Source organism: Kangiella spongicola, from assembly GCF_003194565.2.
GTDB classification, from domain to species: domain Bacteria; phylum Pseudomonadota; class Gammaproteobacteria; order Enterobacterales; family Kangiellaceae; genus Kangiella; species Kangiella spongicola.
Map to the genome: position 1 here is coordinate 416,452 of NZ_QICH01000002.1, position 16,408 is coordinate 432,859.

Here is a 16,408-nt window from a genome sequence, read left to right on the forward strand (position 1 = left end):
TTAGAAGTTAAGAAGCTTTACCGTGACAGTGCTTAAACTTCTTGCCAGAGCCACATGGGCAAGGTTCGTTACGCCCTACTTTTGGCTGTTCGCGCACAAAGGTTTCAGCTTGGCGCTGTGTGTCACTTTGCTGATCTTGCGGTAAAGCAGACGCAGAGTCATGCTGTGTGTTCATCTTTGAAGCATCTTGCTGCGGACGCTCCATAGCTTCAACTTCTTCCGGCAAACGGAATTTAACTTTAGACAACACTGTCACTACATCGTGCTTCAAGTTATCCAACAAACCAGAGAAGAGTTCAAAAGCTTCACGCTTGTACTCTTGCTTCGGGTTTTTCTGTGCGTAACTTCTAAGGTGAATACTTTGGCGCAGGTGATCCATATTGCCCAAATGTTCTTTCCAGTGCATATCCAAGTGTTGCAACATGACTTGTTTCTCAAGCTGTCGCATCATACTTGGCTCAGGTAGCGCCGCTTCTTTTTCAGCGTAAGCCGCCTGGATTTCGTTATACACCTTTTCACGAATTTCTTCTTCGGCAAATTTATCGTCTTCATCTAGCCATTTTTGCACTGGCAACTCGATGGCAAAATCTTGCTCAAGGCGCTGCTCAAGACCTTTGATATCCCACATTTCTTCAATAGACTGTGGTGGCACATATTGGCTGATCACGTCTTGTACCACGTCATAACGCATATCTTCGATAGTGTCTTGGATATCGTCAGACTCCATCAATTCATTACGCTGCTCATAAATCACGCGACGCTGATCGTTCGCCACATCATCATACTCAAGCAGGTTTTTGCGCATATCAAAGTTACGCTGCTCAACTTTACGCTGCGCATTCTCAATAGCGCGCGAAACCATTTTGTGTTCGAGCGCTTCGCCTTCTTCCCAACCAAGACGTTGCATCATCATACCTAGACGCTCAGAAGCGAAGATTCGCATTAAGTCATCTTCTAGCGATAGATAGAAACGGCTAAGACCTGGGTCACCCTGACGACCAGCACGACCACGAAGCTGGTTATCAATACGGCGTGATTCATGGCGCTCAGTACCGATGATGGCTAAACCACCAGCAGCTAGAACTTCGTCATGGCGCTTCTGCCATTCTTCTTTCACCTTGGCGATCTGAGCTTCACTTGGGTTTTCACCAAGTGCATCGATATCGGACTGTAGATTACCGCCTAATACGATATCAGTACCACGTCCCGCCATGTTAGTGGCGATAGTGACTGAGCCAGCACGTCCTGCTTGAGCGATAATATCAGCCTCTTTAGCGTGGAACTTAGCGTTCAAGACCTGGTGTTTAACCTTGGCTTTTTTTAGCGCCTTCGAAATTAATTCTGATGACTCAATCGAAACGGTACCCACTAGAATCGGTTGGCCTTTCGATTGTAAGTGTTTAATTTCCTCAATGATCGCCGCATACTTTTCTTCTTTACTCAGATAAATCAGATCCGGCAAGTCCTGACGTTGCATTGGCTTATTCGTTGGGATAACCACAACCTCAAGGCCGTAAATCATGTGTAATTCAGTAGCTTCCGTATCGGCGGTACCCGTCATACCAGACAGTTTATTGTAAAGACGGAAATAATTCTGGAACGTAATCGAAGCAAGCGTTTGGTTTTCATTTTGAATATTAACGCCTTCTTTAGCTTCAACCGCTTGGTGCAAGCCATCTGACCAACGTCGACCTGGCATAGTACGGCCCGTGTGCTCATCAACAATAACGACTTCATTGTCTTTAACCACATAGTCGACGTCTTTTTTGAATAAAGTGTGAGCACGCAACGCAGCATTTACATGGTGCAACAGCATTATGCTTGCTGGGCTGTATAGGCTTTGACCTTCTGGTAGTAAGCCCGATTGACGTAGTAATTCTTCTACGCGCTCTTGTCCTAATTCCGTTAAGTTTGCCTGCTTACCTTTTTCATCGATGGTGTAATCACCAGTGTCTTCGACACCTTCTTCAGATTCTTTTTCTTGAACCGTAAGCTTTGGGATTAACTGGTTTATAGCGCGGTACATTTCCGAGCTATCTTCAGCCTGTCCTGAAATGATAAGTGGGGTACGAGCTTCATCAATCAGAATCGAGTCGACCTCATCGATAACGGCAAAATTTAGTTCGCGCTGAACACGCTGCTCTTTTTCAAAAGCCATGTTATCGCGTAGATAATCGAAACCGTATTCGTTATTAGTACCGTAAGTGATATCGGCGGCGTAAGCTGCTTGTTTTTGCTCATGCGACTGCCCAGAAAGTATCACACCTACTGACATGCCAAGGAAATTATAGACTGGTGTCATCCACTCGGCATCACGCTGAGCGAGGTAGTCGTTAACAGTAATCACATGGACGCCTTGCCCAGTTAAAGCGTTAAGGTAAACCGGCAGAGTTGCGACAAGTGTTTTACCCTCACCCGTTCGCATTTCACCAATCTTACCTTGGTGAAGCGTCATACCACCGATAAGCTGCACATCAAAGTGGCGCATACCGAGCGTACGCTTACTGGCCTCACGAACAGCAGCAAAAGCTTCTGGCAATAGGTTGTCTAGCGTTTCACCTTTTTCTAGTCTTGATTTAAACTCTGACGTTTTGTTTTTTACTTCTTCGTCACTTAATGCTTCGAATTCAGGCTCAAGCTGATTGATCTGCTCAACCACTTTACTGAATCGTTTGATAATACGCTGATTTCGACTACCGAAAATTTTGCTAAGAAAACTCATGCTATTAGTTCTTCTATCAAGTTATTAAACAATTGCTGTCTATTTTTTAGGCAACAGGCTATTCGTTTTAACGCAACAATTGCTTAGGGAATTATGATTAAGCACTCGATTGTACCGATATTACAGAAGCTGTAAACGCCTGATCGGGATTTTCTGGTGAGTACATGCAACAAATTGGGGCTTTAGAAGGATATTTCAATGGTCTAACCCATATTAACCTTTCCGAGCCGTGCACCATTGTAGAACAGTTGGCCTGCTTAGTCGTAAGCGCTTAGGTTCTTTGGGGAAGGTGTTGTACTCGAGCAACAATAACGAAAAGCCGAGCTAAGAGCTCGGCTTTAGGGATTAGTAAAAGTCTTACGACTATTTCGTCATTACGACTCTTTAAGGTAGCGCCAAGGGTTTACACGCTTGCCGTTGCGAGTCACTTCATAGTGAACGTGTGGCCCGGTGGAGCGACCAGTACTTCCTACCTTAGCAATAACTTGGCCTTTTTTAACGAGATCACCTTTTTTCACGACTACGGTTTTATTATGGCCGTAACGAGTGGTGTAACCGTCGCCATGACTAACTTCAACAAAGATACCGTAGCCTGCTTTACGCTCAACAGTTGTTACAACGCCAGCAGCGGTTGCAACAACATCGGAGCCTGCTAGCGCAGAAAAATCGATACCCGCATGCCAAGCGCGCTTGCCTGAAAAAGGATCTGAGCGGTAGCCGTAAGGCGATGATAACCAGCCAGTTTTAACCGGACGACCAGTAATTTTTTGCTCTGCGCTGATGTTTTTATCAAGCAATAAAGACTCTAGCGCAAATAATTGCTGCTCTTTAGCTTCAATCGAGTTTTGAATACTATCTAGTGAAGATAATACGTCATGATAGCTCGCTTTGTCAGTAGACTCGTCTTCAGACGGACCACCCATAGCAGGCGCAGCACCAAAACCAAATTCATCACTGATTCCAGCTTCTTCTGCTAGACGGGCACCTGTAGCATCTAGGCGTAGGATATGTGCCTGCATTGATGCTAGGCGACTAGACAAGGCCTGTACCTTATCTTCAGATTCTTTTTTAGCTCTTTCCAGCTCTTCTTTTTGCTGAGTGAGCTCCATTTGCCATTTTTGAATGGCAGTTTCACTAACCAAGTCTTGTTGCAAGACCCACTTAGTGGTGTAGAAAGTAGCGCCCACAATCACAAATATGCTCAACATACTCAGTGCAACTGTCATTGCTAACTTTGTCTTTCCTAACTCTAAAGCTTTGATTCCTTTCTGATCGCTTTTAATAATCGTAATACGCATAATTAACCAAAAATACACAGTCATTTATTTATAAGAATCAAATCCTTACAAACTTTAACGGTTTACTGCTCCGATAAAGATGACAATTTAAACTCTGTCGGCTTACAATAGTAAACTAACACCAACTTAGCCCAAAACCTTGAGCATATGAAGCGTCCCTCTCGTGCCAAATCCGTGGCAGACATTTTGAACAAGCCAGCTGGCAAGTTACAAAGCCTATTGAAGCAATCCAATAGCCTAAAATCTATAAACGAAAGCGTACAAAAACTCCTGCCCGAGGAGTTAAAAGGGCACTGCAGTGTATCGGAATACAATCAAACAAGCCTAATTATTACTGCTGAATCCGCAGTTTGGGGCACACGCCTTCGTTATATCACATCGGATTTATTGGCCGGCTTACGTCAAGCAGGCCATTATTCACTGGCTAATATTCAAATAAAAATTAAACCGAGTCAATCCAGATAAAACGCTTCTTACTCCTGCGTCACTTATTATTTGCTTGTCTTTTATACTGACAACGCAGGGTTCATAATATACGAAATTGGTGCAGCTTTTGCATCTTCATAAGTCGCCAGCTCCCAAGTTGATTCATCCGCCATAAGGGTACGAATTAACTGGTTATTTAAAGCATGGCCTGACTTATAGCCAATGAATGAACCGATTAGGCTATGGCCTAACAAGAACAAGTCACCAATCGCGTCTAATATTTTGTGTTTCACGAACTCGTCATCGTAACGTAGACCATCTTCATTTAAAACCCGAAAATCATCCATCACAATCGCGTTATCTTGGCTTCCACCTAACGCTAAGTTGTTTGCTCGTAAAAACTCAATATCTTTCATAAAGCCAAAAGTACGGGCACGACTGACTTCTTTCACAAACGATGTGGTAGAAAAGTCGATAACCGATGTTTGGCTACTTTTCTTAAATACTGGGTGATCAAAATCAATCGTAAAGGCAACTTTGAAGCCATCAAAAGGCTCAAACGTTGCTTTTTTGTCGCCGTCTTCTACGGTAACTTTCTTCTTGATTTTAATGAATTTTTTAGGTGCATTCTGCTCGGTAACACCAGCAGATTGCAATAAGAATACGAATGGGCTCGCACTGCCGTCCATAATAGGAACTTCAGGTGCTGAGACATCAATATAAGCATTATCCAAGCCTAAGCCAGCCATCGCTGAGAGTAGGTGTTCAACGGTCGAAATACGCACATCGTCTTTCACCAAGCAGGTGGAAAGCGTGGTATCTCCAACGTTTTCTGGTTTTGCATCAATTTCTACAATTGGGTCTAGATCAACGCGACGGAACACAATCCCTGTATCCACTGGAGCTGGTCGTAGGGTTAAATACACTTTATCTCCAGTGTGCAAACCTACGCCAGTGGCGCGAATGGTTGTTTTCAACGTACGTTGTCGTATCATTCGGTGTTTCTCCAACTTCTTGATATTTCAAGAATTTAGGGTGGAAGACGGCATAATTTTAGCGCATATTACCACAATATATCTGTGGTTTGAACATTTTTTGAACGTTTTTTGAACATTTGTTTGAATTAGTCTTCCACACAAATTCTCACATTTCCCTAATTTTGTCGCCTGACTCCTTAATCCACACTGAATGCAAAGTAAGGAAAACTAAGGAGGCTCGAAGGGATGGCCTCCTTAATTCTATGAACGCAACTTCTGCGTTTAGTTCTCAATATCAGAACATATCATTGCAATAAACTTGCATACCTCTCCATAGTCACTGTTCAACTGTTCTATGACTCGTTATTAATCCGCCTGTTTTCTTAAAAACGCAGGGATGTCTAGGAAGTTATCAACATCACTTCCAACCGCCATCTTTTGCGCGGTTTCCGAGTCATCAACACCCGCTTGCTTGCGCGCTGCTGGTGGAACATCAAGCTTATTAAAGTCTAATTCACCACTTGGCTTACGCACCTGCTGCTCTTTGTTATCTGACACAAGGCGCATACCCGCTTCTTGTCCCAAACCAGTCGCAACTACAGTGACGCGCATTTCATCGCCCATTGAATCATCAATGGCTGTACCAACAACAACGATGGCATCTTCGTGAGCAATGTCTTCGATAACTTCACAAACTTCCGAGAACTCATCAATTGTGAACTCTTCGTTCGCAGTGACATTAACCAAAATACCACGTGCGCCAGAAAGGTCGACGTCTTCTAGCAATGGACTCGCCACAGCCATGTCAGCGGCAACTTGTGCACGACCTTCGCCTGATGCGATACCAGTACCCATCATTGCTTGGCCTTGCTCAGCCATTACTGTACGAACGTCTGCAAAGTCAACGTTGATTAAACCTGGGCATGTGATTAGCTCAGCGATACCTTGAACCGCGCCGTGCAATACTGAGTTTGCTGAAGCAAAGGCTTCGGTCAGACGCAAACCTGCGAACTGAGCAACCAGCTTATCGTTAGGAATGATAATTAACGAGTCCACTGCATTACGCAATTCGTCAATGCCAGCTTCCGCAAGTTTCATACGCTTTTTGCGCTCGAACTTAAACGGCTTAGTGACCACGGCTACCGTTAAGATCCCCATCTCTTTAGCAATTTCAGCAATTACAGGAGCAGCACCAGTCCCGGTACCACCGCCCATGCCGGCTGTAATGAATACCATGTCTGAGCCTTGTAGCGACTCCATGATACGCTCACGATCTTCTAGAGCAGCCTGACGACCAACATCAGGATTAGCGCCCGCACCTAGCCCGCGAGTAATGTTTTGACCAATTTGTAGCGTCGTTTTAGCCGTCGATGACTCGAGCGCCTGCGCATCTGTATTAGCACAAATGAATTCAACACCATCGATGTTAGCGCGCACCATGTGCTCCACGGCGTTACCACCACCGCCACCAACTCCGATTACTTTAATGACTGCGCTGTTCTGGCAGTTATCTACTAGTTCAAACATATTAGGCATAACTATATCCCCTTCGATTGTTTAGCCAATTGTTCACTTAATTGCTTATATAAATGTGTGTTAAGCATGGAATTAAGTGATTCCTCTACTTTAATCATCCGAAAGTCGAATGATTAAAATCCACCGAACCAACTTTTCATGCGCTCCCAGAGCCCATTAAAGCCAGTTACATTTCTATCACGGTGATGACCTATGTCTTGCTTACCGTAAATTAATAGGCCAACTCCCGTTGCATAAATTGGGTTGCGCACCACATCCACTAAGCCTTTAATGTGCTGTGGCATACCTTGACGAACTGGCATGTGGAAAACTTCTTCCGCCAGCTCCATCAACCCTTCCATCTTCGAGCCACCGCCTGTAATGACCATGCCCGAAGCTATTAAATTCTCAAAACCACTGCGACGAATTTCCGCCTGCACCAGTTCAAATAATTCGCTGTAACGCGGCTCAACAACTTCCGCTAAAATTTGACGTGACACACGGCGTGGCTGACGCTCACCAACTCCTGGAACCTCGATGGTCTCTTCAAGATTCGTTAGCTGGCGTAAAGCACAAGCGTATTTCACTTTAATGTCTTCCGCGTGCTGTGTCGGCGTGCGTAGCGCCACTGCGATATCGTTAGTAACCTGATCTCCTGCAATCGGGATAACCGAGGTATGACGGATTGCGCCGCCAGTAAATATTGCGATATCAGTGGTACCGCCGCCGATGTCAATTAAACAAACACCAAGCTCTTTTTCGTCTTCGGTAAGCACCGAATAACTCGACGCTAGTTGCTCTAAAATTACGTCCTCAGTTTCTAAGCCGCAACGCGCAACACACTTCGTTATGTTCTGCGCCGCGCTGACTGCGCCAGTGACCATATGTACTTTGGCTTCTAAACGAACGCCAGACATACCAATTGGCTCACGAATGCCTTCTTGGTTATCAATCACAAACTCTTGCGGCAATACGTGCATGATTTTTTGATCAGCAGGAATCGCCACCGCTTTAGCCGCATCAATCACACGGTCAACATCGCTTTGCGCAACTTCGTTATCCTTAATCGCCACGATACCGTGCGAGTTTAGGCTTTTGATGTGACTGCCAGCGATACCGGTGTAGACCGAATGGATCTGACACCCAGCCATCAACTCAGCTTCCTCAACCGCTCGTTGGATCGAAGCCACCGTTGATTCTATATTGACCACCACGCCTTTTTTCATGCCTCTTGAAGGGTGTGAGCCAATACCAATAATATCTACGGTATCGTCGGCACCTACTTCTCCAACAATGGCCACCACTTTGGATGTTCCAATGTCTAGCCCCACAATTAATCGTTTATCGACTGATTTCGACATAGCTTTATCTACTGCCTCCGTCACTAATAACTGACGCTTTATTTTGATTCCATCGCGCCGCCATACCATTTTGGTAGCGCAGATCAACGTATGCCAAAGTGGCTTCCTTTTGTTCTTTTACACTGTCAATGTATTGCAGGAAGCGTTCAATGCGCTCTTCCACGTGTACATTCCCAAGCTTGACTTCTAATCCATCGGTCAGCACTAAATTAATCGCTCCGCGCTGACTGAGTTCCATTTTTTCAATAACCATATCTTTTTGTAAGAGTTGCTCTTGGTACAACTGTAATAATTCCGTTAAATCTTTTGCCATCACATCCGGGCCAGATAATTTCACCCAGTTATGCTGTGGCAACTTAGTTGGGTAAAAAACCTCACCTTCAGTCGATACCACACCTTGCTCACCCCAGTAGGCCATTGGTTCATGCTCTACCACCGAAACCTGTAATGTGTCGGGCCAAACCTTTCGAATCTGGACCGCTTTAACCCAAGGTAACTCTACTAGCTGCTTTTCAGCTGGCTCCATCTCCATGGTGAAAAAGCCACGGTCTTCGATTGAGCGTAAAACCTTATAAACACCAACAGCATCGGTGAACTGATGGTTAGTGAGCTCAACTTTATTAATCGGAAATACATTGTCAGTATTAACACTGAATACCCAAATTCCCGCGAACACTAGCGCTATGGCAACGATTGAGCCCGCCAACAATCCAGCCACCCACTTCAAAGGCTTAGCCAAGCCTTCGAATGAGCGTTCTTTTTTGTCGCTACGCGTTGCCATTTTCGCCATATCTACTTACTCTCCTTTCTCAGATTTAAACTCTGAGAACAAAGCACTATCTCGCGCCACGCTGGTATCTAAAACCTTCAGCACCAACTCTTTAAAACTAATGCCCTTTACTTTGGCAGCTTTTGGTACAAGCGATGACTCTGTCATGCCTGGCACCGTATTCACCTCAAGCAATAACCACTCGCTGGTTGTAGTGTCACGCATAAAGTCGACGCGCCCCCAGCCAAAGCAATCTAAAGACCTAAAAGCTTTCTCGCTTATAACTGCAAGCTCGGCTTCTTCGTTTGCTGACAAACCGCTTGGGCAGTGGTATTCAGTCGTTTTACTGTTGTATTTCGCTTTAAAATCATAAAACGTGTGTGGCGTCATGACGCGGATACTCGGTAACGCTTTGCCATTTAAAATCGCAACCGTGTACTCTTCGCCCTTAATCCACTGCTCCAACATGATTTCGTCATCAAACTTACTCGCCTCAGCAACTGCTTGCTGCAAAAGCTCAGGGCTGTCAGCACGTGCCATGCCAACACTCGAGCCTTCTCGAATCGGTTTAACCATGACGCACCCGTTAAGCTCGCTTAATAAATCTTGAGCTTCGTCAAGCGCCAGCTCTCCCGTGCGCACCATGCGATGCTTAGCAACAGGTAAGTTTTGTGCACTCCATAATAGCTTTGTACGCAACTTATCCATGGTGATGGCTGATGCCATTACGCCGCTGCCGGTATAGCTAATATTGTTTAACTCTAAGAAACCTTGAATCACTCCATCTTCGCCACCGCGACCGTGTAGTGCATTCCAAACGCGGTGAAAGCCTTGTTCAGTGATAGCGTTAAGTCCGTCTTCTTTTGGATCGACTTTGTGTGCATCAACGCCCGCATCTATCAGCGCTTTGTGGACGGCATTACCTGAAATCAACGAGATCTCACGCTCAGCAGAAAAGCCACCATAAACCACAGCAACTTTGCCGTAGTCTTTTGGATCAGTAATGGCTTTATTCAAACTCATTGCTCGTCCTTCTTAATCAAACTTTCAAAATCTAAATCAGCTTCAACCCACTTCGGTGCAAGCGAACCTACATTGCCCGCCCCTTGTGTAACTAACACATCGCCGTCTTCTAAGACGTGGTGTAAGGCTTCAGGTAACTCATCAATCGACTCAACAAATATTGGCTCAATCTTTCCGCGCTGACGAATACTGCGACACAGAGCTCGGCTATCGGCTGCCGGAATTGGCTCTTCGCCCGCAGAATAAACTTCAAGCATTAAGAGCTCATCAACTTCGTTCAGCACGCTACAGAAATCCTCATACAAATCACGTGTACGAGAATAACGGTGTGGTTGATAGACCATGACTAAACGGCGTTCAGGCCAGCTTTTGCGCAACGCCTTAATAGTAGCGTTGACTTCGCTCGGGTGATGACCATAATCATCCACTAATGTAATTTTTCTGGTGCCTACTTCAAAATCACCATACATCTGAAAACGACGACCGATACCTTCGAATTCTTTCAGCGCTTTCTGGATAGCAATGTCACTGACACCATCCTCAGTCGCTACTGCAATCGCAGCTAATGCATTTTGTACGTTGTGCACACCTGGTAAATTCAGTTCGATATCCAGCTGCCCGACGCAATCTCGACGCACCACTTTAAAGAAACTCTTAGTGCCACGTTGTTCAAAATCTATCGCTCGCACGTCAGCTTTTTTACTTAAACCGTAAGTCACCGTTGGGCGCGATAAACGAGGTACCAAGTCACACACAGTTTCATCATCGACACACAACACTGCCAAACCATAGAACGGCAGGTTATGTAAAAACTCTAGAAAGTTACTTTCTAGGTTTTTAAAGTCACCGCCGTAAGTATCCATGTGGTCAGCTTCGATATTCGTAACCACAGAAACCATCGGTTGTAAGTGTAAAAACGAGGCATCACTTTCGTCAGCTTCCGCAATAAAGTAGCGACTTTTTCCTAGCTTGGCATTTGATCCAGCGCTATTTAGTAAGCCACCGATAACAAAAGTAGGATCGTAGCCACCTTCTGCATAAATACTGGCTAGTAAGCTTGTAGTTGTGGTTTTACCGTGAGTTCCAGCTACCGCGATGCCGTGTCTAAAGCGCATCAATTCAGCCAACATTTCGGCGCGACGTACAATTGGTACACGGCGCTCTCTGGCTGCTTCGATTTCTGGATTTTGCTTCGGGATTGCTGTCGAGCAAACCACCACATCCACATCTAAAATATTGTTGCTTCTATGGCCTAGGAATATCTCCGCTCCCAAACTTTTAAGACGGTCAGTCACATGGCTTTGACGTAAATCAGAACCACTTACGCTATAGCCCAAATTCAGTAACACCTCAGCGATACCGCTCATACCAGCACCGCCAATTCCAACAAAATGAATTCGCTTAATGCGTCGCATTTCTGGGACAACTTGTTGTGTACTATTTTGTTTCATTAGTATTCTCCGTAGCTCCATTAGAGGTAGCTTCGTCTTTTACAACTGTCCCTTCTTCGTTGTGTTTCGTTGTGTTCATAATCTCAAACTGCCCAACCGCCGCACGTTTACAGTACTCTGCAACTTGTTCCGTTGCCTGCGGTTTAGCCAGACTTTTAGCAATTGTAGCCATTTCAATTATTCGGCTTTTGTCATTGGCTAAAGCGGTAATTAGTTCAGCCAATTTTTCTACGTCTAAATCATGTTGCTGAATAATAATGGCGCCACCTTGATTCGCTAAGTAACGCGCATTATGCGTCTGGTGATCATCAACAGCATGCGGATACGGCACAAAGATTGCAGCAGCGCCAGCCATAGCTATTTCAGCAACAGTTAAGGCGCCTGCTCGGCAAATCACTAAATCCGCCCATTCGTAAGCAGCTGCCATATCATCAATAAACTCAGTTACATCATGTTCGACTAAGTCATTCTCTAATTCTTTATAGCGCGCAGCTACATCACCTAAATTGCCACCGCCGCATTGATGGCGAACCTTAATTTTTAAACCATCATTAATGATATCGAGCATGGCTGGAATTTTTTGGTTTAAGACCAATGCGCCACGACTGCCACCAATAACTAAAATCTTAATCGAGCCTTCTTCTATTTTGATGCGCTCTTTTACCGACATAAGATTCATGAGGTCTGTTCGTACTGGATTACCCACAGTCGTTAACTTTGCAGTTTCTACAAAAGCTCCCGGGTAAGCCTGCAATGTAATGTTGCTAAAGCGATTAAGTTGTTGATTCGTCATTCCAGCAATAGCATTTTGTTCATGCAATACTAATGGCACGCCACACAGTTTTGAGGCAATGCCACCTGGGCCACTCGCGAAACCACCCATCCCTAGGGCAACGTCTGGTTGAATTTTCTTAATCGTTTTACGAGCCAACCAAATACTTTTTAGTAACTGAAACGGCGCTTTAATAATCGATGACAAGCCTTTCTTGCGAATACCTTTTACCGGTAGCAACGTCATTTTAATGTTGTGCTTAGGAACTAACTCTTCTTCCAAGCCACCTTCTGAACCTAACCAGTGCAACTTCCAGCCTTGCTGTTGTAACTCTTTGCCAACCGCTAACGCAGGGAAAATATGACCACCAGTGCCACCAGCCATCAGCAAGATAGTTTTATTAACTGATTTTTTTGGCATTGTTTTTTGTTCCACAGATTGACTCATTACGCCTCCCCCTGGCTTTTGCCACGATAAGACTTTTTCGCTGCTGAATACTCGTGCTCTTTGCGACGAACTTCAAAGTCAACTCGCAATAACACCGCCATGGCAACACAACTCACAATTAACGAGTTACCACCGTAACTAATAAAGGGTAGCGTTAAGCCTTTTGTTGGCAGCGAACCACTGGCCACGCCAATATTTATCAGTGCTTGTAAACTCAACCAAAAGCCAAAACCATAAGACATATAGGCGGCAAAGTAATGCTCCATTTTTAGAGCACGGCGGCCGATATGTAAGCTCTTCATAAAAATTATAGCGAACAAGAAAATCACTAAAGCAACACCGATAAATCCGAACTCTTCGGCAAATACTGCAAATACGAAGTCGGTATGAGCTTCTGGTAAATACGACAGTTTCTGTACGCTATTTCCTAAACCAGCTCCAAACCAATCGCCACGGCCAAAGGCAATTAGCGACTGCACTAATTGATAACCACTACCAAACTGATCAGCCCAAGGATCTAAGAAACTGGTTAAACGCTTCATTCGATAAGGTTCTTGCCAAGCAACGAGCCCCATGACGATGCCGACAAATGCAGTCAATGTAATGAACTGCCACAAGCGGGCGCCAGCTAAGAACATCATGGCTAAAGCTGTAGCAACGATTACCACCGATGAACCGAAGTCAGGTTGTAGTAATAAGAACGCAACGACCAGACCAATAACGACTAATGGTTTAATGAAACCACGAATTTGCGTTTGTAGCTCGTCGCTTCGGCGCACCAAATAACCCGCTAGATAAATCACAATAAAGAACTTCATTAACTCAGCAGGTTGTAAGGTTAATGGACCCAATCCAATCCAACGCTTACTACCGTTTACTTCGCGGCCGACAATTAACACCGCGACTAGTAACAAAATCCCTATCAATAACAGTATCGGCCCTTTTTCTTGCCAGAAGCGCGTATCTAACTGTAGCGCGCACACTGAAGCGACAATGGCTATGGCTAAGTAAATACAATGTCTCACCAAAAAGTGATACTCGTTACCGTTCATGTGATCTTCGGCGTAAGGCATTGAGCTCGACGCTACCATCACCACACCAATAGCTAGCAATATGATGACAGGACCTAATAACCATGGATCTAAGCGTGTGCGCGGATCGGAGAGCTTTAACTGCTCTACAAAATCACCTAGGCGTAAAGCTTGAGTAATATTCATCATAAAGCTCCCACCTGTTTTTCAAACTGCTCACCACGCTCAATATAATTTTTGAACATATCCCAACTGGCACAAGCTGGTGATAGCAATACACAATCCCCTGATTCACTAAAGGCAACAGCCTGCTCAATGGCTTCGTTCAGATTTGCTACCAGTACAGACTTAGTGGAATCGAGTTTGGCAATATCTGCGCCATCTTTACCAAAGCACACCACTTTTTTCACATGGCTTCGAATGCTCTCTTCTAGGCTCGATAAGTCAGCGCCTTTAGCATCACCGCCAGCGATAAGAATGATTCTTTGATCAAATTGCGGTGCGAAGCTATTAATTGCTGCCACGGTTGCACCAACATTTGTCGCCTTAGAATCGTTAATAAAGGTCACGCCATTTTTAACAGCGACTAACTGACTGCGATGTGGCATACCACTGTATTCTTTAGCACAAGCAACCACGGCATCATCAATAACCACACCAGCCGCTTCTAGTAGTGCAAATGCCGCTGCAACATTCAGGGCGTTATGAGCGCCTTGTAGAGTCAGTTCTTGCAGTTTTAGTACGACTCGTTGACCACGTCGCAACTCACCCGAATTAACATCGACCTGCCAATCGCTCGCTTCAGTAAAACCAAAAGACAAACGCTTCGCTTTAGTGCTTTCTGGCTGTGTTAGCTCATCTTCTGTGTTTTCGATAATGCTCTCGGCATTTTCAAAAATACGTTGCTTCGCTTCGACATAAGCCTTGTAATCTGCGTAACGATCCAGGTGATCTTCACACACATTTAGAATTGTCGCCGCCACTGGCATTAGCGAGTGTGTGGTTTCTAATTGAAAACTCGATAGCTCCAACACCACTACTGCGTCATCACATGTGTTTTTCAACAAGTCCAAAGCTGGGAGCCCTATATTGCCACCAACTAGCGCCTTTAAGCCGCTTGCCTTAAGTAATTCACCGACCAGCTCTGTGACTGTGCTTTTACCGTTTGAACCCGTGATAGCGATAACCGGCAAACGATTGGCCTTCGCAAAGAGCTCAATGTCGCCAACAATCTCTACGCCATATTCTTGAGCTTCAGCAATGTCTGGGTGAGTTACCGCAATCCCCGGACTAACAACTAGTTGCTCATAACCCAGCATCTTTTTGCCATCCCAAGGAATTAAAGCATCGCTTTTAATAGCCGCTAATTGGTCGGCACCCGGTGCTTCTGCGCGTGTATCCATGACATCAAAAGGCTGATTGTTTTCAGCTAAATAGCGCGCAACCGAAAGCCCAGTCTGTCCAAGACCGAGAATCAAACGATTTTTTTGTTCAATTACGTGCATTAACTTTAAATACCTTTTCTTAGCTTTTTTTTAACGAATCTTCAGTGTTGCCAAACCAATCAACACAAGAATCAACGATATAATCCAGAAACGAACAATTACTCGAGGCTCTGGCCAGCCTTTTAATTCATAATGATGATGTAACGGTGCCATGCGGAAGATACGCTTACCGGTTAGCTTGTAAGAGCCAACTTGTAAAATGACCGAAACCGTCTCGATAACGAACACACCACCCATAATAAATAGCACTAACTCCTGACGAACCAGCACGGCAATAGTGCCAAGCGCGGCGCCTAAACCTAACGCCCCCACGTCGCCCATGAAGACTTGCGCTGGGTAAGTGTTAAACCATAAGAATCCTAAGCCTGCGCCAACAATTGCAGCACAGAAAATCACCAACTCACCTACGCCTTGGATATAAGGAATCGAGAGGTATTCTGAGAAGACCTGGTTACCCGTAAGGTATGCGAAGATACCTAAGCCACCGGCTACTAGAACTGTCGGTAAAATCGCCAGGCCATCTAACCCATCAGTTAAGTTGACCGCATTACTGGTGCCGACAATCACGAAATAGGTCATGAAGATAAACATCAAACCTAATTGCGGCATCACGTCCTTAACGAATGGAATTAGTAGCTGAGTTTCCTGGGGGCTGGCCGTGTAGAATAAATAAATGGCGATACCTGCACCAATCAACGACTGCCATAAATACTTCCAACGAGCGATTAAGCCTTTTGGATCTTTGCGTACTAACTTGATGTAATCGTCAGCAAGACCAATTAAACCGAAGCCTACAATTGCGACTAAACAAACCCACAAGTAGCGATTTTCTAACTCGCCCCAAAGCAAACATGCCAAGACAATCGCAACGATAATCAAGGCACCGCCCATAGTCGGCGTGCCCGCTTTGCTCAAGTGTGTTTTTGGGCCATCGTCACGAACAGTTTGACCTATCTGATAGGTGCTCAAGCGACGAATCATTGGAGGTCCTACTATCAACGAAATACCCAGTGCCGTTAACACACTCAATATCGATCTAAAGGTTAAGTATTGGAATACGTTAAAGCCTGAGTAAAATTGTGATAGATATTCTGCCAACCAGGTTAGCATG

13 protein-coding genes are annotated in these 16,408 nt (G+C 44.9%); 1 reads left to right on the forward strand and 12 read right to left on the reverse strand.

Features of this window, described 5'->3' with window-relative positions; all coding sequences use genetic code 11:
* Window positions 1-7: 7 nt before the first annotated feature.
* Window positions 8-2,722 (reverse strand): preprotein translocase subunit SecA, encoded by a 2,715-nt coding sequence (gene secA / locus DL796_RS07550; protein WP_110201096.1) that lies wholly within the window; start codon window positions 2,720-2,722, stop codon window positions 8-10.
* 374 nt (window positions 2,723-3,096) lie between these two features.
* Window positions 3,097-4,038 (reverse strand): M23 family metallopeptidase, encoded by a 942-nt coding sequence (locus DL796_RS07555; protein ID WP_227593009.1) that lies wholly within the window; start codon window positions 4,036-4,038, stop codon window positions 3,097-3,099.
* A gap of 129 nt (window positions 4,039-4,167) precedes the next feature.
* Here DL796_RS07555 and DL796_RS07560 point away from each other — a divergent pair, with 129 nt between their 5' ends.
* Window positions 4,168-4,485, forward strand: a complete 318-nt coding sequence (locus DL796_RS07560) for a DciA family protein (RefSeq protein WP_110201097.1) — start codon at window positions 4,168-4,170, stop codon at window positions 4,483-4,485.
* A gap of 41 nt (window positions 4,486-4,526) precedes the next feature.
* On the opposite strand, the gene lpxC is transcribed toward DL796_RS07560, so the two are convergent.
* The 10 genes from lpxC to mraY form a co-directional block, all read right to left on the reverse strand.
* On the reverse strand, window positions 4,527-5,441 hold the full coding sequence (gene lpxC / locus DL796_RS07565) for a UDP-3-O-acyl-N-acetylglucosamine deacetylase (protein ID WP_110201098.1): 915 nt from the start codon (window positions 5,439-5,441) through the stop codon (window positions 4,527-4,529).
* A gap of 348 nt (window positions 5,442-5,789) precedes the next feature.
* On the reverse strand, window positions 5,790-6,959 hold the full coding sequence (ftsZ, locus tag DL796_RS07570) for a cell division protein FtsZ (RefSeq protein WP_110201099.1): 1,170 nt from the start codon (window positions 6,957-6,959) through the stop codon (window positions 5,790-5,792).
* A 113-nt stretch (window positions 6,960-7,072) separates the two neighbouring features.
* Window positions 7,073-8,299 (reverse strand): cell division protein FtsA, encoded by a 1,227-nt coding sequence (ftsA, locus tag DL796_RS07575; protein ID WP_110201357.1) that lies wholly within the window; start codon window positions 8,297-8,299, stop codon window positions 7,073-7,075.
* Between the two features lie 4 nt (window positions 8,300-8,303).
* A complete protein-coding gene (locus tag DL796_RS07580; protein WP_110201100.1) occupies window positions 8,304-9,089 on the reverse strand; it encodes a cell division protein FtsQ/DivIB in 786 nt (261 codons plus the stop codon).
* A gap of 6 nt (window positions 9,090-9,095) precedes the next feature.
* The gene (locus tag DL796_RS07585) at window positions 9,096-10,091 is read right to left on the reverse strand and encodes a D-alanine--D-alanine ligase (protein ID WP_110201101.1); all 996 of its coding nucleotides are present in this window, start codon (window positions 10,089-10,091) and stop codon (window positions 9,096-9,098) included.
* On the reverse strand, window positions 10,088-11,542 hold the full coding sequence (murC, locus tag DL796_RS07590; RefSeq protein WP_110201102.1) for a UDP-N-acetylmuramate--L-alanine ligase: 1,455 nt from the start codon (window positions 11,540-11,542) through the stop codon (window positions 10,088-10,090). The genes DL796_RS07585 and murC overlap by 4 nt, the downstream gene beginning before the upstream one ends.
* Complete coding sequence (gene murG / locus DL796_RS07595) at window positions 11,529-12,761, reverse strand: undecaprenyldiphospho-muramoylpentapeptide beta-N-acetylglucosaminyltransferase (protein ID WP_227593010.1); 1,233 nt, start codon at window positions 12,759-12,761, stop codon at window positions 11,529-11,531. Before murG ends, murC begins: the two co-directional genes overlap by 14 nt.
* Window positions 12,761-13,981, reverse strand: a complete 1,221-nt coding sequence (gene ftsW / locus DL796_RS07600; RefSeq protein WP_110201103.1) for a putative lipid II flippase FtsW — start codon at window positions 13,979-13,981, stop codon at window positions 12,761-12,763. Before ftsW ends, murG begins: the two co-directional genes overlap by 1 nt.
* Complete coding sequence (gene murD / locus DL796_RS07605) at window positions 13,978-15,297, reverse strand: UDP-N-acetylmuramoyl-L-alanine--D-glutamate ligase (RefSeq protein ID WP_110201104.1); 1,320 nt, start codon at window positions 15,295-15,297, stop codon at window positions 13,978-13,980. The genes ftsW and murD overlap by 4 nt, the downstream gene beginning before the upstream one ends.
* 30 nt (window positions 15,298-15,327) lie before the next feature.
* Window positions 15,328-16,407, reverse strand: coding sequence for a phospho-N-acetylmuramoyl-pentapeptide-transferase (mraY, locus tag DL796_RS07610; protein WP_110201105.1), 1,080 nt, complete (start codon window positions 16,405-16,407; stop codon window positions 15,328-15,330).
* Window position 16,408 lies beyond the last annotated feature (1 nt).